This is a genomic window from Variovorax flavidus (genome assembly GCF_030317145.1).
GTDB lineage: Bacteria > Pseudomonadota > Gammaproteobacteria > Burkholderiales > Burkholderiaceae_C > Variovorax > Variovorax flavidus.
This window is the reverse complement of sequence record NZ_JASZYE010000004.1, coordinates 271,208-291,266: the sequence shown is the minus strand read 5'-3', so window position 1 is coordinate 291,266 and position 20,059 is coordinate 271,208. Positions and strand designations below refer to the sequence as shown.

Below are 20,059 nucleotides of genomic sequence, written 5' to 3'. Positions count from 1 at the left end.
GACTGGGCCATGAGCTCTCTCGGCAATGGAAACCCCCGAGCGTAGCGCCAGCGCCAACGCGCTGCAGCGGAGACTCAATGCGCGCCGACCGTCACCCGCGCCGTCATGTACGGATGCACCGAGCAGACGTAGTCGTACACACCGGGCTTCGCGAAGGTGCGGCTGAAGCCTTGGCCCGGCAGCATCAGGTCCATGCCCCGGGCGCCGTCCGCAAAGGCAATGCCGTGCGGCGCGCCGTCGTTGTTGGTCCAGGTCACGCTCTGCCCCGCGGCAATGGCGACCTGCACCGGTGCGAAGGCAAAGTTGTCGATGGAGACCTTTGCCTTCGGCTCGGTCCCTGCCCCTGCGCGATGCTGCGCCGCCACCTTGCGCGGCGCATTGCCGACGGGGATGGTGCCGACCGGACCACCCGCGAGGTCGACCACGCTGACGTCGTTCGATCCCTCGTTGGTCACCAGCACTTTCTTGTGGTCAGGCAGCACGTCGACCCAATGCGGCTGCTTGCCCACCGCGATGCTGCCGGACGCGGTGCGCGTCGCCGGATCGAAGAGCATGAGCTCGCCGGGCCCCTGCACCACCACCACGCCCGCCGGGGTGCCGGCGAAGTGATGGGCGACATGCGGCGAAACGCCGGTGGGAATCTGCGCCACCATGCGGTTCGACGCGGGGTCGAACACCTGCACCGCGCTGACGCCGGCCAGCGTCACGTAGAGCGCCTTGCCGTCAGGGCCGAACTCGAGGTCGCGAGGCGTCTTCTCGACCGGCACGCTGGCCGTCACTGCACGCGTGGGGAGGTCGATCACCACCAACGCGAAATTCCCCGGCGCCTGCGAGGAGACGTAGGCCTGCTTGCCGTCCGGCCGGATCGCGATCGTGTGCGGCTTGGGAACAGGCACCGTCGCGCTCACCGCACGGGTGGCCGTGTCGACGAAGGCCACGCGGTCGTCGCCGTTGACGGCCACCAGCAGCCAGCGGCCGTCGGGTGTGATGGCAAGGCCCTGCGGCCCCTTGCCGACCTCGACCGTGGCCGCGACCTGATCGCTGGCCGTGTCGATCACGCTGAGGCTCGATGCGCTCGACCCGCTCACGAAGACCTGGGTGTCGTCACGCGCGACGGCAATCCCGTCAGGCCCCGCGGCCACGGGCACCGTGGCGACCACGCGCGAGGCGCCGGTATCGATCACGCTGACCGTGTTGTCCTTGAAGTTTCCGATGTAGGCCTTGGGCCCCGCGGCCCAGGCAGGTGCGGCAATGAACAGCGCCGCGATCGCGGGCGCAAGAATCGAATGAAGCTTCATGAGCGCACTCCCGAGTGGATGGAGAAGGAACAGAATCGCCATCACGCATGACGGACCGGGATTGCCGGCTATTCCCGATCCAGCGAAACGAATCGCGGAATAAAGCGAACCGCCTGCCCGTCATGCAGGGGAAGGAATCCGTTGAACGACCGCACCCGTCGATTCGAGGCCGCCGCCTTGCCGCACCTGCCCGCCGCGTACAACCTCGCGCGCTGGCTGCTGCGCGACGACCGTCAGGCCGAGGACGCCGTGCAGGAAGCCTGCCTGCGCGCCTTTCGCTTTTTCGACGACCTGCGCGCCGAGGACGCTCGGCCCTGGCTGCTGGGCATCGTGCGCAACGCCTGCTACGACTGGATGCGCCAGCACCGCCATCTGGCGGACCAGGTGGAGTTCGACGAGTTGCGCGACAGCGGTATCGACGAGCCCGGCTTCGGGTCGGGCCCGCCGGGGGGCGGCGACCCGGCCGCGCTATGGGAACAGCGTGCGCGCGGCCTGCGCGTCGATGCGGCGATCGAGGCGCTGGCGCCGGCCTTTCGCGAGGTGATCGTGCTGCGGGAACTCGAGGATCTTCCGTACGAGGACATCGCGCGCATTGCCGGCATTCCCATCGGCACGGTGATGTCGCGCCTGTCGCGGGCCCGCGCCCAATTGCGTGCCGCGCTGCATGCGGAAGCGCCGCGCGCGCAGGCTGGAGGAAAGCGTGATGCAAGCACCTGACGACGACGAACTCGGGCTCCTGATCCGGCGCGAAGCGACCCGGCATGCGCCGCCCGCAGCGCTGGCCGAACGCATCCTCGCCGACCTGCGCAAGGCGGACGTGCAGGAACCAGTCCGCCGGCCGCGCCGTCCGGCCGCGTGGCGCTGGCTTCAGGCCGTCACACTGTTCGGCGCGGGCGCCGCCACAGCCTGGGGAATCGCGCTGAGCTTGCTGGTGGTGCCCGCGCAGGACCTCATGAGCGAGTCCATCACCGACAGCCACGTGCGTTCCTTGATGGGATCGCACCTTGCCGACGTGCTGTCGTCCGAGCGTCACACCGTCAAGCCCTGGTTTGCCGGCAAGCTCGATTTCTCTCCACCGGTGATCGATCTCGCGGCGGAGGGCCTGCCGCTGGTCGGTGCGCGACTCGACTACATCGGCGGCCGCCCGGTCGCCGCGCTGGTCTATCAATCAGGTCAGCACATCATCAACCTGTTCGTATGGCCGGCATCGGCGGACAAACCGGCAGCGCCCCGCCTGCTCACGAGACGCGGCTACAACCTCGTGCACTGGTCCGAGGGCGGCATGCAGGCCTGGGCAGTTTCGGACCTGAACGCGTCCGAACTGCAAGCCTTCGCCACCCTGACGCGTAAGCGAATGGCCGCCCCAGATCCCCCCCCCCGCTAAGTCCCCCCAATTACAGAAATACCGCAGAACCGGCTCCGCCGGGCTGCCGGTGTTGCCCCCGGCAGGGGGTAGGCGGCCACACGAAGTGGGCAAGCCTGGGGGCGAGTTCAGACGCACCGCAGAACCGGCTCCGCCGGGCTGCCGGTATTGCCCCCGGCAGGGGGTAGGCGGCCACACGAAGTGGGCAAGCCTGGGGGCGAGCTAAATAGCCACCAACTGACGCACGCCCTGCGCTTCCATGTCCTTGCCGAGCCCACGCGCGATGACCTCGCCGCGCTCCATCACGAGGTAGTCGTCGGCCAGCTCCTGCGCGAAGTCGTAGTACTGCTCGCACAGGACGATCGCCATGTCGCCACGGTCGGCGAGCATGCGGATCACGCGACCGATGTCCTTGATGATGCTGGGCTGGATGCCTTCGGTCGGCTCGTCCAGGATCAGCAGCTTGGGCTTCGGCGCCAGTGCACGGGCGATGGCCAGTTGCTGCTGCTGCCCGCCGGAGAGGTCGCCGCCGCGGCGGTTCAGCATCTGCTTGAGCACCGGGAACAGCTCATAGAGCTCCGGAGGGATCGGCGTGCCGCCGGACTTGTAGGCCAGGCCCATGCGCAGGTTCTCTTCGACCGTGAGGCGCGCAAAGATCTCTCGGCCCTGCGGCACGAAGCCCATGCCGGCGCGGGCTCGTTCATAGGGGGTTCTCTTCTGGATGGGCGCGCCATCGAATTCGATGCTGCCGCTCTTGATGGGCACCAGGCCCATCAGGGACTTGAGCAGGGTGGTCTTGCCCACGCCGTTGCGGCCGAGCAGGACGGTGACCTTGCCCAGGCGCGCCTCGAAGCTCACGTCGCGGAGGATGTGCGAGCCGCCGTAGTACTGATGGATGTTCTTTACGCTCAGCATGCAATCCTCAACGTCCGAGATAAACCTCGATGACCCGCTCATCCGCCTGGACCTCGTCCAGCGTCCCTTGAGCCAGTACAGCGCCGTCACACAGCACGGTGACGATCTCCGAGATGGTCCGGATGAAGCTCATGTCGTGCTCCACCACCATCAGAGAGTGCTTGCCTTTCAGCGAAAGAAACAGTTCGGCCGTCCGCGCGGTTTCCTCGTCGGTCATGCCCGCAACCGGCTCGTCGAGCAACAGCAGCTTCGGGTCCTGCATCAGCAGCATCCCGATTTCCAGCCACTGCTTCTGTCCATGGCTCAGGTTGCCTGCCAGGCGCAGCACGCTGCCTTCCAGATGAATGGTGTGCAGCACCTCCGCCAGCCGGTCGCATTGCGCCGAGTCCAGCCTGAAGAGCATCGACGACTTCACGCCCTTGTCCGTCTTGAGCGCGAGTTCGAGGTTCTCGAACACGGTGAGATGCTCGAACACCGTCGGCTTCTGGAACTTGCGTCCAATGCCGAGCTGGGCGATCTCGGCCTCCTTGTGGCGCAGCAGGTCGATGGTGCTGCCGAAGAAGACGGTGCCTTCGTCGGGACGCGTCTTGCCGGTGATGATGTCCATCATCGTGGTCTTGCCCGCGCCATTGGGTCCGATGATGCAGCGCAGCTCGCCCGGTGCGATGTCGAGCGAAAGCTTGTTGATCGCCTTGAAGCCGTCGAAGCTGACGCTCACGTCTTCGAGGTAGAGGATACGGCCGTGCGTCGTGTCGACTTCACCCGCCGTCATGTGCCGGCCGTAGCCCGCCGAGCGGCCGCCCGATTCGGTTTGCAGCGCGTGGTCGAAGGCGATGTGCTTGGCGACGCGTTCGGCGCCGGCGTCCATGAGGTCGGGGGTCATGCGCGTGCTCCCTTCGGTTCGACGGCAAGGGGGGGCGTGAGCGCAGCCGGCTCGACGCCCTGCTCCGCCGCCATGGCGCGCTGCACCTCGCGACGGCCTTCGCTCGGCGCGGCCTTCTCCCTCGTCGCCCATTTCTTGACCAGGCCGACGATGCCGTTGGGCAGGAACAGCGTCACGGCAATGAACAGTGCCCCGAGGAAGTACAGCCAATACTCGGGATAGGCCACGGTGAGCCAGCTCTTCGCCCCGTTGACGATGAAAGCGCCGATGATCGGCCCGATCAGCGTCGCACGGCCGCCGACGGCCGCCCAGATGGCGATCTCGATCGAGTTCGCTGCACTCATTTCGCCCGGATTGATGATGCCCACCTGCGGCACGTAGAGCGCACCGGCCACGCCGCACATGATGGCCGAGATGACCCAGATGGTGAGCTTGTAGCCCAGCGGGTTGTAGCCCGAGAACATCACGCGCGACTCGGCATCGCGAATCGCCTGCAGCACGCGACCGAACTTGCTGCCGATCAGCCACTTCGAGAACAGGAAGAAACCGAGCAGCGTGAGGCCGGTGAGCACGAAGAGCGTCATGCGCATCTCCTGCGTCGCCAGCGGAATGCCCAGGATGCGCTTGAAGTCCGTGAAGCCGTTGTTGCCGCCGAAGCCCGTCTCGTTGCGGAAGAAGAGCAGCATCGCCGCGAAGGTCATGGCCTGCGTGATGATCGAGAAATAGACGCCCTTGATGCGGGAGCGGAAGGCGAAGAAGCCGAACACGAAAGCGATCAGGCCCGGCACGGCGACGATCAGCACCAGCGTGGCGATGAAGCTGTCGCTGAAGGTCCAGTGCCAGGGCAGCGTCTTCCAGTCGAGGAACACCATGAAGTCCGGCAGGTCGCTCTTGTAGTTGCCGTCTCGGCCGATCTGGCGCATGAGGTACATGCCCATCATGTAGCCGCCGAGCGCGAAGAAGAGGCCATGGCCCAGCGACAGGATCCCCGTGTAGCCCCAGATCAGGTCCATGGCCAGCGCGCAGATGGCGTAGCACATGATCTTGCCGACCAGCGCCACGGCGTAGTCGCTCATGTGCAGCGCGCTGCCCGCGGGCACCACGATGTTGAGCACTGGCGCCAGCGCGCACACGACGATCAGCGCGACGAAGAAGGTGGTCCAGCCCTTGCCGCTGAGCAGCGGGCCTTTGGAAGGAAGTACGACCTTGCTCATGCTTCTGCGCTCCGGCCTTTCACGGCGAAGATCCCCTGCGGCCGCTTCTGAATGAAGATGATGATGAAGACGAGGACCGCGATCTTGGCGAGCACCGCGCCGGCCCAGCCTTCGATGAACTTGTTGAGGATGCCGAGGCCCATCGCCGCATACACCGTGCCCGCGAGTTGGCCGACGCCGCCCATCACGACCACCATGAACGAATCGACGATGTAGCTCTGGCCCAGGTCAGGCCCGACGTTGCCGATCTGCGAGAGCGCGCAACCCGCGAGCCCCGCGATGCCCGAACCCAGCGCGAAGGCGTAGGTGTCGATGCGCGCGGTGTTCACGCCCATGCACGACGCGATCGGCCGGTTCTGCGTGACGCCGCGAACGAAGAGACCGAGCCGCGTGCGGCCGATCAGCCACCCCATCGCGAGCAGCACCAGGCCCGCGAAGATGATGATGCAGATGCGGTTCCACGGCAGCGTCACGTTGCTCAGCATGGTGAAGCCGCCGCTCATCCAGGCGGGGTTCTCGACGCCGACGTTCTGCGCACCGAAGAGCGAGCGCACCAGTTGCTGCAGCATCAGGCTGATGCCCCAGGTAGCGAGCAGCGTTTCGAGCGGCCGGCCGTACAGGAAGCGGATCACGCCGCGTTCGAGGACGGCACCGACCAGGGCCGATGCGAGGAATGCGACGGGAATCGCCGCGACCAGATACCACCCGAAGGCCGACTCCGGGAAGTAGCGCTGGAAGATGCCCTGCATCACATAGGTCGCATAGGCGCCGATCATCATCAGCTCCCCGTGCGCCATGTTGATCACGCCCATCAGCCCGTAGGTGATGGCCAGCCCCAGGGCGGCAAGAAGCAGCACCGAGCCGAGGCTGATGCCGCTGAAGATCGCGTTGATGCGGTCGCCCCAGACGAGCGAGCCGTCGATGCTGCTGATCGACGCCACGATGGCCGCCTTGACGTCCGCCTCGGTCTCGTCGGCGAGCCGCTGATTGAGCAGCAGCTTGGTATCCGGACTGCGGCTCTCACCCAGTTCCTTGGCCGCAACGAGCCGCTTGCCCTTGTCCGCGCTGCTCAGCATGCTGGCGGCCCGCACCAGCTCGAGTTGTGCCTTGATCTTCGGGTTGGTCTCGGCGGCCAGCGCCTTCTCGACCATCGGCAGCCGCGATTCGTCGGGTTCCTTGAACAGTGCCTGCGCCGCTTCGGCGCGCACTGCGTCGTCCTTGCTCGTGAGCTTGAGCGCAGCCTGCGCGGCATCGAGCGCACCGCGCATCATGTTGTTGTTGACCACGTCCTCCGCATCGTCGGGCAGTTTCAGCTCCGCGCCGGAAACGGGGTCGTAGGCCTTGTCGTCCTTGATGACGAACACCTTGTCTTCAGTGAACTTGACCGCATCGTCCGACATCGCCTGGATGAAGGCAGCGGTCTTCTCGTCAGCCGTCGCAACGGCCTTGTTGAGCGCCGTGATGCGGGCTTCGGATTCGCCCGAAGCGATAGCCTTCGCCTCGTCGGCCGTCAGCGCATGGGCTGAGATATTCGCGAGCAGCAAGAATGCCGCAGCACAGGAGTAGATAAGACGCATAGGTGTGTGACGGTCGTTCTCAGCTTCCAGAAACACCGCGGGCCGGCTCTGCCGGCCCGCTGGTGTTGCCCCCTGAAAGGGGGTGTCCGAGCCACACGAAGTGGGCGAGGCTGGGGGTTAGAGCGATTTACCGGCAGGGTAGTCAGGCTTCTTGTCGTTGCCCTCGATGAACGGGCTCCACGGCTTGGCCTTGACCGGGCCCGGCGTCTTCCACACCACGTTGAACTGGCCGTCGGCCTTGATCTCGCCGATGAACACGCTCTTGTGCAGGTGGTGGTTCTTTTCGTCCATCTTCGAGACGATGCCCGAAGGGGCGGTGAAGGTCTGGCCGGCCATCGCCGCGATCACCTTGTCGGTGTCGGTGCTCTTGGCCTTCTCGACCGCCTGCTTCCACATGTGGATGCCGATCCAGGTGGCTTCCATCGGGTCGTTGGTCAGCGGCTTGTCCTTGTGGCCGGCGATGTTCTTGGCCTTCGCGTAGTCGCTCCATTGCTTGATGAACGCCGTGTTGGTCGGGTTCTTGATGCTCATGAAGTAGTTCCACGCAGCAAGGTGGCCGACCAGCGGCTTGGTGTCCACGCCGCGCAGTTCTTCCTCGCCCACCGAGAAGGCGACCACAGGCACGTCCTTGGCCTTCAGGCCGGCGTTGCCGAGTTCCTTGTAGAAGGGCACGTTGGAGTCGCCGTTGATGGTCGAGACCACCGCCGTCTTGCCGCCGGCCGAGAACTTCTTGATGTCGGCGACGATGGTCTGGTAGTCGCTGTGGCCGAAGGGGGTGTACTTCTCGTCGATGTCCTTGTCGGCCACGCCCTTGCTCTTCAGGTAGGCGCGCAGGATCTTGTTGGTGGTGCGCGGGTAGACGTAGTCGGTGCCCAGCAGCACCCAGCGCTTGGCGCCGCCGCCTTCCTTGCTCATCAGGTAGTCGACGGCCGGAATGGCTTGCTGGTTCGGCGCTGCGCCGGTGTAGAACACGTTCTTGCTGAGTTCTTCGCCTTCGTACTGCACGGGGTAGAACAGCAGGCCGTTCATTTCCTCGACGACCGGAAGCACCGACTTGCGCGACACCGAGGTCCAGCAGCCGAAGATCACGGAAACCTTGTCCTGGCCGAGCAGCTGCTTGGTCTTTTCAGCGAAGAGCGGCCAGTTGGAAGCCGGGTCGACCACCACGGGCTCGAGCTTCTTGCCGAGCACGCCACCCTTGGCGTTGATGTCGTCGATGGCCATGAGCACCGTGTCCTTCAACACGGTCTCCGAGATTGCCATCGTGCCGGAAAGCGAGTGCAGCACGCCGACCTTGATGGTGTCCTGAGCGAACGCAGGCGCGGCAGACAGGCTCGCCAGAGCGACAGCGGCGGTGAGCGCCTTGAGGGTGAAACGACGTTGCATGGTGACTTCCTTCTCCTGGAGTGGTGTGAACGATGGAGAGGAGTCTGCGGAATCGGTCCCGGGCCGTGAATACGCCCGGTGGCGTACATGCTGTTGCTCGCCCCCAGGTCGGGCTCACTGCGTGTAGCCCTCCCACCCCCTGCCGGGGGCGCAGCCGGAGGCCCGGCGAAGCCGGTTCCTCGGCTGCCACCGGAAGGGTGTGCGGGGCAGCGAGCGCCCGGCCGGTCGGTGAAACACCGGGGAACCGGCTTCGCCGGGCCACTGGTGTTGCCCCCGGTAGGGGGTGCCCGAGCCACACGCAGTGGGCGAGGCTGGGGGCGAGCTAAAAGAACCCTCGCGCGTAGTTGATCGGCGCGTGGTCCGCCAGTTCGCGCAGCAGCACCGCGCCGGGCTTCCACGCATGCTCGGCCGCATAGCGGGCACGGCCCTCGATGCGGTCGGCTTCGATCATGGGAGGGGCCGGATCGTCGACGCAGAGGCCCTCCAGGCAGGTGATATAGGTCACCGCGCCCGCGTGCGCGTAGAACGACAGGGCCGGCGGCAATTGCGTCACCACGTCGCAGCCGTCGACGAGGCGCACGATGTTCGTCTCCGCCAGGGCGGCGACGAAACTCGCGTCACCCACGCGCGGCGAGCCGAGCGTGACGAGCATGTCCGGTCGGAGCACCGTGGAGGTCAAGGTGGCGAGTGCCGCACCCAGGCTGTGGCCGGCGAGGATCAGGCGGCTGCGGCGGCTCCCCTCGCCTTCCAGCCATGCGCTCAGCTGCGGCATGACGGCACGCGCCGCCTTGGCAAAGCCCGCGTGCACGCGGCCGCCGCTTTCGCTCCACGCCGACTGCTGCGCTTGCAGATTGGTCGCGAGATGACGGATTTCGTCGGGCTGGGTGCCACGAAAGGCGATGAGCGCGCTGCGATCGCCTGCGTGCAATGCGCCGAACGCAAAGGTCGCGCCGTCCAGGAAGAGCCTCGGTGCGCCGAAGCCCGCATTGGCCAGCGCGTTCGTCAACCGGAGTTTCTCGGCCTCTGACCCCTCGGCGCGGTAGTAGGCCAGCCTGGACGCCTCGACGGCCCATTGCGTGGGCGTGTAGTTGCGGCCCTGCTCGAACAACGCCTCGTGCCGCTCGGGCGAATAAAGCGCCGTTCGGCTTGCGTCGTAGGAGATGGTGGGCATGGGCCGGGGCCTCGCGCGTCCACTCTACTGCGGTTCCCTGGCCAGCCGGAACTGCCGCGACGCGAATGCCCACACGAGCTTGGTCGCGTCCGGGCCAGCCGCGTCGGTGAAGAGCATGCTGGCCAGGCCACCACTCCACGCATGCCCGAGGCCGGCGATCTCGCACAGCGTGACCACCGTACGGCCCCGGCGCGTGTAGTCGGTGATGCGCATGGGATGCCGCTTGCCACGCTGCGCCAGCCGGGTCGTGCCGGCCCGTGCGCCGGTCGCCACGGCCCAGACCTCGGCGGTGCTGCCGGCATTGCTGGCCGAGACGACGGTATCGGCGTCGCCATGAAGGATCAGCAGCGGCGGCAGCGTCGTGAGCGCGGCCGCGGCGCCCATGGCCTTGCCGACCGCGGTCGCCGGCATGAGCGGCACGTGCTGCCCGCGCATGGCGCCGAGCGCGGTGGCGGGCGACTTGGCGGCGCCGGGTGCAACGCCGGAGTGCATCGCGAGCGCCTTGAAGCGCGTCGGATAGCGCGTGGCCAGAAGGGCCGCCATGCTCGCGCCGGCCGACAGACCGGCGATCGCGATGCGATCGCGGTCCACCGGATAGAGCATCTGCACCTGGTCGACGGCCGCCATCAGCGTCGCGGCTTCGGCGTCGGCCTTGCCCGAGCGGCGCTCGTACCAGTTCCAGCAGCCTTGCGCGTTGGCGAGGCGGTCCTGCTCGGGGTAGAGCACCAGGAAGCGTTCGCGTGCGGCGAGCCGGTTCATGCGGGTGCTCACGGCAAAGTCGCGCCCGGTCTGACCGCAGCCGTGCAGCATCACCATCAGGGGCAGCTTTTCGCCGGGTTGCAGGGCCAGGTCAGGCGGACGGTAGAGGTGAAAACGCCGCCCGCCTGCCGGGCCCAGCGCCACGCCCGGAAGCCAGTCCCCGCTGCCGGGCGGCGGCTTGAGCTGCTTCACTGCCGCGCGCTGAACCTGGTTGGCAATGCGCTTGCTGCTGCTCAGCGTGGCCTTCGTGAGCGCCTTGAGGTTGCGCTGATAGGCACGCGTGAGCGGGGAGAGGAGGCGGCGGGGCATCGAGGTGCGCGTGGGTCGGTCGACGCACGGTAGCAGCTTCGACCACGGCTTTCCACCCAGACGAACGGCCGGCCCGGCCGCGCGTTCGGCTCAGTACACCTCGGGAACGTACATGTCCGCCGGCACGGGGTGGCGGAGGTAGTCGTCGTTGCGCACGCGCGCGGGCAAGGTGATGGGCGCGTGCTCGACCTCCTGGTAGGGCAACTGCCCCAGCAGATGGGTGATGCAGTTCAGGCGTGCCTTCTTCTTGTCGACCGCCTGCACGACCCACCACGGAGCCTCGGGGATGTGGGTGCGGTCGAGCATGGTCTCTTTCGCCTTGGTGTACTCCTCCCACCGGCGGCGGGATTCCAGGTCCATCGGACTCAGCTTCCACTGCTTGAGCGGGTCGTGGATGCGGCCCAGAAAGCGCATGTGCTGCTCTTCGTCAGTGATGGAGAACCAGTACTTGATGAGCTTGATGCCCGAGCGCACCAGCATCCGCTCGAAGTCGGGTACGGTGCGAAAGAACTCCTCGTACTCGTCGTCGGTGCAGAAGCCCATCACGCGCTCGACGCCCGCGCGGTTGTACCAGCTGCGATCGAATAGCACCATCTCGCCCGCGGCCGGCAGATGGGCCACATAGCGTTGGAAGTACCACTGGGTGCGTTCGCGGTCGTTGGGCGCCGGCAGCGCGGCGACCCGCACCACGCGCGGGTTGAGCCGCTGCGTGATGCGCTTGATCACGCCGCCCTTGCCAGCCGCGTCGCGCCCCTCGAACAGGATCACGACCTTCTGCTTGCTGTGCTGCACCCAATCCTGCAGCTTGACCAGCTCGCCCTGGAGGCGAAACAGTTCCTTGAAATAGGCCTGTCGGCCGGCCTTGTCGGTGATCCTTCCGGATTCGAGCTCGTCGAGGCTCCGGTCCTCGAGTTCGAGTTCGATCTCTTCGTCATAGCTGTCGATCAGGTCGCGTGCGATGCGATCCATGAGATCGTCGTGATCTCCGAGGGTGCTGGGGAGCGTCATGGTCGTTCTCTGAGGGCGAGGGAAAACCGCATGCTCACCCCGCGGCGTGACGGTCATGTGACAGAAAGTGTGCCCACACGGCGTCGTCACACGGCTGACACACGCGCCGGCCACGATGGCGCGTTCATGACAAGGACCCCCTGAGTTTCAATGGCCGGCGCGTATGGAAGCGACGAAGCCGGACTGATCTGCGGCTACCTGTTCGATGCGGATTCGCCGGAGCCGGCGCGCTCCATCGATTCACCGCAGGCCGCCGAATGGCTCGCCCGGCACGGCGACGCGACCGCTGACGCGGGCGGCGCCTACATGTGGCTCCACTTCAACCTGAGCCACGCGCAGGCCGAGCGCTGGCTGTTGCGGCACGCCGGTCTCTCCGACCTGTTCTTCGAGACGCTCAAGGAAGGACTGCACTCGACCCGCATCGAGCGCGCCGACGACTCGCTGATCGCCGTCATCAACGACGTGCATTTCGAGTTCAGCTTCGAGCCCTCCGACATTTCGACCTTGTGGATCAGCGTCGGTCCGCGCCTGGTGGTGACGGCGCGCACGCAGCCGCTGCGCTCGGTCGATGCCCTGCGAACGGCCGTGAAGGCCGGTGACGCGCCGCGCTCCAGCACCGAACTGCTCGAACACCTGCTGCGCGTGCAGGCCGATGTGCTGGTGAACATCGTGCGCGGCGTGACGACGCGCATCGACAGGATCGAGGACGAACTGCTGGCCGGCCGTCTCGATCACAAGCGCGCCCGGCTCGGCGTGCTGCGCCGGGTGCTCGTGCGGCTGCAGCGCCTCCTGGCGCCGGAGCCGGCCGCCCTCTTCCGCCTGCTGCAGAACCCGCCAGCCTGGATGGCCGAGGCCGATGCGCAGGAACTGCGCGGGTCCACCGAAGAATTCTCCGTGGTGCTGCGCGACATGGGCGCGCTGCAGGAACGCATCAAGCTCCTGCAGGAAGAAATTGCCGACAACGTGAACGAGGACAACAACCGCAGCCTGTTCGTACTGACCGTGGTGACGGTGCTGGCGCTGCCGATCAACATCCTCGCCGGGCTGTTCGGCATGAACGTGGGCGGCATTCCGCTGGCCGAGCACAAGCACGGGTTCTGGATCGTCGTGGCCATCGTGCTGAGCTTCACGGCCGTCGCGGCGTGGGTGGCGTTTCGCAAGAAGCGCTGAGGGCAACGAGGGCTCCCGCAAGGCCGGAGCCGCACGGGCGCTATTCATTTGGTAGCACCTGCCGCAGACGCCATGCGCTCTGCAAGCATTTTCGAGAAAGAATAAGATTGTGGAGTGTCTTCCATCCTCAACGCCGACCTGCACTGCCACTCCGTGGTATCGGACGGCACGCTGACGCCCGAAGCGCTGGCGGCTCGCGCCGCGGCCAATGGCGTCGAGCTCTGGGCCCTGACCGATCACGATGAAATCGGCGGCCAGCACCGGGCAGCGGCCGCTGCCCGCGAGCAGGGCATGAAATACCTCACCGGCACCGAGATCTCGGTCACTTTTGCCGGCGAAACCGTGCATATCGTGGGCCTGGGCTTCGATCCCGACGACGCGGCCATCAGCGAAGGCCTCTACGACACCCGCGGCGGCCGCGGCAAGCGGGCGCAGGAGATGTCCGAAGGGCTGGCCAAGGTCGGCATTCCCGGCGCCTACGAGGGCGCGCTCAAATTCGTCGGCAACCCCGAACTCATCTCGCGCACCCATTTCGCCCGCTTCCTCGTGGAAACAGGCCACTGCCGCGACACCTCCGAGGTGTTCCGCAAGTTCCTCACCGAGGGCAAGCCCGGCTACGTGCCGCACCGCTGGGCCACGCTGAAGGACGCGGTGCAATGGATCACCGCCGCCGGCGGGCTCGCCGTGATCGCCCATCCCGGCCGCTACAGGTTCACTGCCAACGAGGAATACGCCCTCTTCGTCGAATTCAAGGCGCACGGCGGCAAGGCAATCGAGGTCGTGACCGGCAGCCACACGCCCGCCGAGTACGTCGAATACGCCGACAAGGCGCTGGAGTTCGGCTTTGCCGCCTCGCGCGGCAGCGATTTCCACAGCCCCGACGAAAGCCATTGCGACCTGGGCAAGCTGCCCTGGCTCCCGGGCAAGCTCACGCCGGTGTGGGAATTGCTGGAGCACCGCATCCAGTGAGCGCGTTGGAAAGCGGCGGCATCGCCGCGAGAAAGAGCACGCGCGACCTCGAATCGGAGCGCATCCTCGCCGGCATCGGCCTCGTGCTGCTCGCCGTCGCGTGCTTTGCCACGCTGGACACCGCCACCAAGCTCTCGACCGCCGCTGTGCCGATCCTGATGGGCGTGTGGGTGCGCTATGCCTTCCAGGCGGTCGCGACGACGCTCGTGCTGCTGCCGAAGCACGGCCCGCGGCTGCTGCGAACGGAACACCCCAAATACCAGCTCCTGCGTGGCGCCCTCTTGCTCGCGTCGAGCACGCTGGCCTTCCTGAGCCTGCGCTACATGCCGCTGGCGGAATTCACTTCGATCGTGCTGATCGCGCCGCTGGTCATCACGCTGCTGGCCGCCACCACGCTCAAGGAACAGGTGTCGCCGCTGCGCTGGGCGCTCGTGGCAGGCGGGTTCGCCGGCACGCTGGTGATCCTGCGGCCGGGCGGCGAGGCGTTCAGCTGGGCGATGCTGCTGCCGATCGGGCTGGTGCTCACCAACGCCTGGTTCCAGGTGTTGACCAGCAAGCTCGCGCGGACCGAGAACCCTCTCACGATGCACTTCTACACCGGCTGGGTGGGCGCGCTGCTCGCGTCGGTCGCACTGCCCTTCGTCTGGACCAGCCTGCCCTCATGGCACTGGTGGGCGCTGTTGTGCCTCATGGGGTTCATGGGGACGGTGGGCCACTTCATCCTGATCCTGGCCTACCAGCGTGCGCCGGCATCGACGCTCACGCCCTACCTGTATGCGCAGATCGCCTTCGCGATGCTGGGCGGGTGGCTCATGTTTTCGCAGATTCCGGACAAGATCTCGCTGACAGGCATGGCGCTGATTGCCATCTGCGGCGCGGCAGGCGCATGGCTCACGGTGCGCGAGCGTCGCGTGCCGATCGAGCCGGCGGAGTCCTGAAGCCCGATACTTGCATTCCCTGATCGAGTGACGCCATGGCCCAGTTCTTCGAAGTCCATCCCGAGAATCCGCAGCAGCGCCTGCTGAAGCAGGCCGTGGCCCTGCTCGCGCGCGGGGAGATCGTCGCCGTGCCGACCGATTCGAGCTACGCGCTGGCCTGCCATCTGGACGACAAGGACGCGGTCGACCAGCTGCGGCGCATCCGCCAGGTCGACGAGAAGCATCACCTGACCCTGCTGTGCCGCGACCTGAGCGAGCTTTCCAACTACGCACGGGTCGACAACAAGCAATACCGGCTCCTGAAGGCCGCCACACCCGGCCCCTACACCTTCCTGCTCGAAGCCACCAAGGAAGTGCCGCGACGCGTGAGCCATCCCCAGCGCAAGACCATCGGCCTGCGCGTGCCGGACCACAGGGTGCTCGGCGAACTCCTCATGCTGCACGGCGAGCCGCTGCTGGCGACCACGCTGATCCCTCCCGGCGAAACCGAGGCCCTGAACGACGCCGCCGAGATCCGCGAGCGTTTCGAAAAACAGATCGGCGCGGTGATCGACTCCGGCGCCTGCCCCTCCGAGCCGACCACCGTGGTCGACCTCACGCCCATGGGCACGGGCGGCGATCCCTTGCTGGTACGGCAGGGCCGCGGACCGCTCGCGGTGCTCGGCCTCTGAGAGTCCCGCAAGGGACAGGCAACCGTCTGAGACAATCCAGCGGTGGATTTCTCAAACCTCATCCAAACCGTCCTCATCTACGCACTGCCCGTGATCTTCGCGATCACGGTGCATGAAGCCGCGCACGGGTACGTGGCCCGCTACCTGGGCGACAACACGGCCTATATGCTCGGCCGCGTGACGCTCAACCCCGTCAAGCACATCGACCCGATCGGCACCATCCTGATGCCGCTGATGCTGTATTTCGCGACCTCGGGCGCCTTCCTGTTCGGCTATGCGAAGCCGGTCCCGGTCAATTTCGGCCACCTGCGCAATCCGAAGCGGGACATGATCTGGGTCGCGCTCGCCGGCCCTGCATCCAACTTCATCCAGGCGATCATCTGGGCGCTGTTCTTCTACGGGCTCGCCGGCGCAGGCATCAATGAACCCTTTTTCATCAAGATGGCGCAGGGCGGCGTGCTCGTGAACCTCGTGATGTGGGCCTTCAACCTGTTCCCCCTGCCCCCGCTCGATGGCGGACGCGTGCTGGCCGGCCTGCTGCCCCGCGGCAGCGCGCAGAACTTCCTGGCGCGCATCGAACCCTACGGCTTCTTCATCGTGATGGGCCTGGTCCTCGCGGGCATCGTCAGCAACTACTGGCTGCGGCCGCTGATGAGCTTTGGCTACGCCGCCGTCGACCTGCTGCTCTCGCCCCTTGCCGCCCTGATCCGCTGAGTCTTCTCCCATGGCCTCGTCTTCTACCGATCCCGTTCGCTTCCTCACCGGCATCACCACCAGCGGCACGCCGCACCTCGGCAACTATGTCGGGTCGGTGCGGCATTCCGTGCGCTTCAGCCGCAGGGCCGATGTGCAGAGCTTCTATTTCCTGGCGGACTATCACGCGCTCATCAAGGTCGACGAGCCCGCCCGCATCCAGCGCTCGACGCTCGAAATCGCGGCGACCTGGCTCGCCTGCGGCCTGGACCCCGAGCGCGTCACCTTCTACCGGCAATCGGACATCCCCGAGATCCCGGAACTGACGTGGTTCCTGACCTGCGTCACGGGCAAAGGGCTGCTGAATCGTGCCCACGCCTACAAGGCGTCGGTCGACAAGAACGTCGCCAAGGGCGAGGACCCCGACGCCGACGTCACCGCCGGCCTCTTCATGTATCCGGTGCTGATGGGCGCGGACATCCTGATGTTCAACGCGCACAAGGTGCCGGTGGGCCGCGACCAGGTCCAGCACATCGAGATGGCGCGCGACATGGCGCAGCATTTCAACCATCTCTACGGCGAGCATTTCACCCTGCCCGAGGCCGAGATCGACGATGCCGTGGCCACGCTGCCCGGCCTCGACGGCCGCAAGATGAGCAAGAGCTACGACAACACGATCCCGCTCTTCACGCCGCGCGCCCAGTTGCAGAAGCTGATCGCCGGCATCGTGACCGACTCGCGCGCGCCCGGCGAACCCAAGGACACCGAGGGCTCTGCCCTGTTCCAGATCTATCAGGCCTTCGCGGACAGCGAGGAAACCGAGACCTTGCGCAAGGCCTACGCCGATGGCATCGGCTGGGGCGACGCCAAGCAGATCCTGTTCGAGCGCATCGACCGCGAAGTCGCGCCCATGCGCAAGCACTACGAGTCCCTGCTGAACGATCCGGCGCAGATCGAGAAGGTCCTGCGCGCCGGTGCCGACAAGGCGCGCGAGATCTCGCGCCCGTTCATGGCCGACTTGCGCCACGCGGTGGGCCTTCGCAACCTGGCAACCCAGGACAAGTCTGCAAAGCAGAAGGCAGCGAAGGTCGCGCGCCCCAGCTTCAAGCAGTATCGCGAGAGCGACGGCCTTTTCTACTTCAAGCTGCTCGACGCGAGCGGCGCACAGCTGGTACAAAGCCGGGGGTTCGCGTCGCCGCAGGAAGCGGGTCGTGCAATCGGCACGTTGCGACAGCAGGGTGGCGCCGCACTGGCCCAGCTTGCCGCGCAGCTCGAGCCCATGGATAAAGAGGGAACGCGTGCGGCAACTGCCGCACTGGAGGCGCTGGCTGCCGACGCAGCCGGCGAGAAGAGCGAAGTGAAGTGACAGCAACGCGCGGCGATGGGCACGCCCGACCCGCGGACACAGTGAGAAAACCATGAGTATCTATGTCATCGACGACCACCCCCTGATGCGTGACGCCATCGTGATGGTGCTGCGGCGCCTCCGACCTGCCGAGAACATCGTCGAGCTCGAGCGGCTCGACAAGCTGGGCGCCGCGGTCAAGCAGCACGGTGCGCCGGGCCTTTTCTGCCTGGACCTGAAGCTGCCCGACACGACGGGCGTTTCCGGCGTGGTCGAGGTGAAGCGCGCCTATCCGGACGTGCCGATCGCGGTCTACTCCGCATCGCCTTCGGCCGACATGGAAGAAGCCTGCATCGAAGCCGGTGCCGATACCTACATCGAAAAGTCGGCCAGCTCAGCGGAACTCACCGCGGCGCTGCGCGGGCTGCTGATGGCCGACACCGACGCTGAAGAGCCGGTCGCCGCCGCGAACAGCAAGCTGTCGAAGCGCCAGACCCAGCTGATCGCGATGCTGGACCAGGGCATGAGCAACCGCGACATCGCGACGGAGCTCGACATCTCGGAGCACACGGTGAAGGTTCACCTGTGGCGCCTGTTCCGTCGGCTTGGTGTGAAAAGCCGCACGCAGGCGCTGCACCACGCGCGCACCAACGGATTGTTGTCTGGCTAACCCCCAGGCTTGCTCACTTCGTGTAGCCGCCCACCCCCTTTCAGGGGGCGCCGCCCTGCGGCCCGGCAAAGCCGGATCCGCGGCGGCTCATTAAGGGCGCGCGGTGTGCGCGGTCCGCTTTTCAGCCGACTGCGCCTGAGATTCGGGTTTGGGCTTGCGATTCGTCGGCGTCGTGCAATGCGACGCGGAAGACGCTGCCACGGCCCAGGCGTGATCGGACGCTGACGGGGTGTCCCAGTGCGTGCGACAGACGCGCCACGATCGCCAGGCCCAGGCCGAAGCCGTCCGATGTGCCGGCGTGATCGGCCACCTTGTAGAACTCCAGGAACACGTCGCGCAGATGCTCGCGCGCGATGCCGATGCCCGTGTCCCACACCTCCACGCGCAGGCCATCGCGGGTCTGTCTTGACGCCAGCAGGATGCCGCCTTCTGCCGTGTACTTGATGGCATTGGCGAGCAGGTTGCCGATCATGCGGCGCACGCGGATCGGATCGGTCAGCACGGTGCCGGGCGTGACGTGCATGCGGAAGGCCAGGCCCTTGGCTTCCGCGACGGGGCGGTATTGCAGCTCCAGGTCATGCAGCAATTGGGCGACATCGACACGCTCGATGTGCAGTCTCACCTGCCCCGAATCGATCCGCGCCAGGTCGAAAAGCGAATCGAAGAGCGCATTGACCGCGTGCGTGGCCCGCACGATCTTCGGTGCGATCTCTGCGACCAGCTCGGGCTCGTTGCGCAGCCAGTCGGCGTAGAGCGAGAGCGCCAGTACCGGCTGGCGCATATCGTGCGCGGCGCTGGCGAGGAAGCGGTTTTTCATCGCGACCGCCGACACCGCCGCCTGGCGCTGCTGCGTGAGCGAGTTGATCAGGATGTGGTTGTGGAAGAGCAGCTCGAAGCTGTTGCGCGCCGTCTCATGGATGCGCCGCCCCGCACGCAGCAGGAGCCACCAGTGCAGCCCCGGCAGCATCAGGAATCCGTAGTGGAAATGGGGACGCTCGAAGTTGAGCTCGATCATCCTGAGGATGATCGCCGCCAGCATCGTGAAGAACAGCGTGTTCACGTAGCGCTTGAGCAGCGGCGGATGCAAGGCGAGCCCGTTGAGCGGGAAGGTCGCCACGCCGGCGACGATCAACCAGCTCATGAACTGGTTCACGAGCGGCGTGCGCTCGAAGAAGATCAGGATCGACAGGCCCCAGGCGAACGCGCTCGTACTCCACAGCCAGCGATAGCGCTCGACGAAGTACTGCTGCGCGGCCGAGTCGCGGTCGGCGTAGTGCCGGGCGTAAAGCTGTTCGCCCCAGATCCGGCAGCCGGTGGCGGCGATGCCGATGCAGAACCACACGATCAGCTGCCATGGCGGCACGTGACCCCAGCTCAAGCCCACCATCGCCGGCATCAGCGCCGCCGCCAGCAGGTACGAACCACGAGACGCCCGCATCAGGCTGCGGATCAGCTCGCCACGCACCCACGGCTCTGCCTCATCGGCCGAAGCCGGCGCCGGTGTGAGACTTGCAAAGGACGAGTTGCCCAGTCCCGCGAACGACGAATTTCCAATCATGGCTTACCGCCCCCTGTCAGCCCGGCCACAAAAAAGGCCCCTCGCGAGGGGGCCCTGCATGTACGGCGCTATGGCTCGCAAAATGAAACGCTAGCCGGCATTTTTGTGCCGCTGCGGACCGCCACCCTTGGGGTAGCAGCACATCCGCATGATCTTAATTGC

19 protein-coding genes are annotated in these 20,059 nt (G+C 66.4%); 9 read left to right on the top strand and 10 right to left on the bottom strand.

Annotated elements, in window-relative coordinates; translation table 11 throughout:
• Nucleotides 1–74: 74 nt before the first annotated feature.
• Complete coding sequence (locus QTH90_RS21235; protein ID WP_286666551.1) at nt 75–1,298, bottom strand: YVTN family beta-propeller repeat protein; 1,224 nt, start codon at nt 1,296–1,298, stop codon at nt 75–77.
• Between the two features lie 141 nt (nt 1,299–1,439).
• Here QTH90_RS21235 and QTH90_RS21230 point away from each other — a divergent pair, with 141 nt between their 5' ends.
• Entirely contained in the window at nt 1,440–2,015 is a 576-nt protein-coding gene (locus QTH90_RS21230) for a sigma-70 family RNA polymerase sigma factor (protein ID WP_286666550.1), read from the top strand.
• A complete protein-coding gene (locus QTH90_RS21225) occupies nt 2,002–2,682 on the top strand; it encodes an anti-sigma factor family protein (protein WP_286666549.1) in 681 nt (226 codons plus the stop codon). Before QTH90_RS21230 ends, QTH90_RS21225 begins: the two co-directional genes overlap by 14 nt.
• 201 nt (nt 2,683–2,883) lie before the next feature.
• Here QTH90_RS21225 and urtE read toward each other — a convergent pair whose 3' ends face one another.
• The 8 genes from urtE to ppk2 all read right to left on the bottom strand — a co-directional run bounded on the left by urtE (nt 2,884) and on the right by ppk2 (nt 11,883).
• The gene (urtE, locus tag QTH90_RS21220) at nt 2,884–3,576 is read right to left on the bottom strand and encodes an urea ABC transporter ATP-binding subunit UrtE (protein ID WP_286666548.1); all 693 of its coding nucleotides are present in this window, start codon (nt 3,574–3,576) and stop codon (nt 2,884–2,886) included.
• A gap of 7 nt (nt 3,577–3,583) precedes the next feature.
• Nucleotides 3,584–4,459 (bottom strand): urea ABC transporter ATP-binding protein UrtD, encoded by an 876-nt coding sequence (gene urtD / locus QTH90_RS21215; protein ID WP_286666547.1) that lies wholly within the window; start codon nt 4,457–4,459, stop codon nt 3,584–3,586.
• Nucleotides 4,456–5,673: an urea ABC transporter permease subunit UrtC gene (gene urtC, locus QTH90_RS21210; RefSeq protein WP_286666546.1), complete on the bottom strand. Its 1,218-nt coding sequence runs from the start codon at nt 5,671–5,673 to the stop codon at nt 4,456–4,458. The genes urtD and urtC overlap by 4 nt, the downstream gene beginning before the upstream one ends.
• Nucleotides 5,670–7,250, bottom strand: a complete 1,581-nt coding sequence (urtB, locus tag QTH90_RS21205; protein ID WP_286666545.1) for an urea ABC transporter permease subunit UrtB — start codon at nt 7,248–7,250, stop codon at nt 5,670–5,672. The genes urtC and urtB overlap by 4 nt, the downstream gene beginning before the upstream one ends.
• A 117-nt stretch (nt 7,251–7,367) precedes the next feature.
• Nucleotides 7,368–8,636 carry an urea ABC transporter substrate-binding protein gene (urtA, locus tag QTH90_RS21200; protein WP_286569182.1) on the bottom strand — a complete coding sequence of 423 codons (1,269 nt, stop codon included), beginning with the start codon at nt 8,634–8,636 and terminating at the stop codon, nt 7,368–7,370.
• A gap of 322 nt (nt 8,637–8,958) precedes the next feature.
• Entirely contained in the window at nt 8,959–9,807 is an 849-nt protein-coding gene (locus QTH90_RS21195) for a lipase family protein (protein WP_286666544.1), read from the bottom strand.
• A gap of 24 nt (nt 9,808–9,831) precedes the next feature.
• Nucleotides 9,832–10,875 (bottom strand): extracellular catalytic domain type 1 short-chain-length polyhydroxyalkanoate depolymerase, encoded by a 1,044-nt coding sequence (locus QTH90_RS21190; RefSeq protein WP_286666543.1) that lies wholly within the window; start codon nt 10,873–10,875, stop codon nt 9,832–9,834.
• 90 nt (nt 10,876–10,965) lie between these two features.
• Nucleotides 10,966–11,883: a polyphosphate kinase 2 gene (gene ppk2, locus QTH90_RS21185; protein WP_286666542.1), complete on the bottom strand. Its 918-nt coding sequence runs from the start codon at nt 11,881–11,883 to the stop codon at nt 10,966–10,968.
• A gap of 150 nt (nt 11,884–12,033) precedes the next feature.
• Here ppk2 and QTH90_RS21180 point away from each other — a divergent pair, with 150 nt between their 5' ends.
• The 7 genes from QTH90_RS21180 to QTH90_RS21150 all read left to right on the top strand — a co-directional run bounded on the left by QTH90_RS21180 (nt 12,034) and on the right by QTH90_RS21150 (nt 18,339).
• Nucleotides 12,034–13,053 carry a transporter gene (locus QTH90_RS21180; protein ID WP_286666541.1) on the top strand — a complete coding sequence of 340 codons (1,020 nt, stop codon included), beginning with the start codon at nt 12,034–12,036 and terminating at the stop codon, nt 13,051–13,053.
• Nucleotides 13,054–13,167: 114 nt separating this feature from the next.
• Nucleotides 13,168–14,022 (top strand): 3',5'-nucleoside bisphosphate phosphatase, encoded by an 855-nt coding sequence (locus tag QTH90_RS21175; protein WP_286666540.1) that lies wholly within the window; start codon nt 13,168–13,170, stop codon nt 14,020–14,022.
• Nucleotides 14,023–14,027: 5 nt separating this feature from the next.
• The gene (locus QTH90_RS21170) at nt 14,028–14,960 is read left to right on the top strand and encodes a DMT family transporter (RefSeq protein ID WP_286666649.1); all 933 of its coding nucleotides are present in this window, start codon (nt 14,028–14,030) and stop codon (nt 14,958–14,960) included.
• Between the two features lie 35 nt (nt 14,961–14,995).
• Entirely contained in the window at nt 14,996–15,631 is a 636-nt protein-coding gene (locus QTH90_RS21165; RefSeq protein ID WP_286666539.1) for an L-threonylcarbamoyladenylate synthase, read from the top strand.
• A 42-nt stretch (nt 15,632–15,673) separates the two neighbouring features.
• The gene (locus tag QTH90_RS21160; protein ID WP_286666538.1) at nt 15,674–16,345 is read left to right on the top strand and encodes a site-2 protease family protein; all 672 of its coding nucleotides are present in this window, start codon (nt 15,674–15,676) and stop codon (nt 16,343–16,345) included.
• A 10-nt stretch (nt 16,346–16,355) separates the two neighbouring features.
• Nucleotides 16,356–17,690: a tryptophan--tRNA ligase gene (locus tag QTH90_RS21155; RefSeq protein WP_286666537.1), complete on the top strand. Its 1,335-nt coding sequence runs from the start codon at nt 16,356–16,358 to the stop codon at nt 17,688–17,690.
• A 52-nt stretch (nt 17,691–17,742) separates the two neighbouring features.
• Nucleotides 17,743–18,339 carry a LuxR C-terminal-related transcriptional regulator gene (locus QTH90_RS21150; RefSeq protein WP_286666536.1) on the top strand — a complete coding sequence of 199 codons (597 nt, stop codon included), beginning with the start codon at nt 17,743–17,745 and terminating at the stop codon, nt 18,337–18,339.
• 121 nt (nt 18,340–18,460) lie between these two features.
• On the opposite strand, the gene shkS is transcribed toward QTH90_RS21150, so the two are convergent.
• On the bottom strand, nt 18,461–19,897 hold the full coding sequence (gene shkS / locus QTH90_RS21145) for a surface-behavior sensor histidine kinase ShkS (protein WP_286569195.1): 1,437 nt from the start codon (nt 19,895–19,897) through the stop codon (nt 18,461–18,463).
• Between the last annotated feature and the right edge of the window lie 162 nt (nt 19,898–20,059).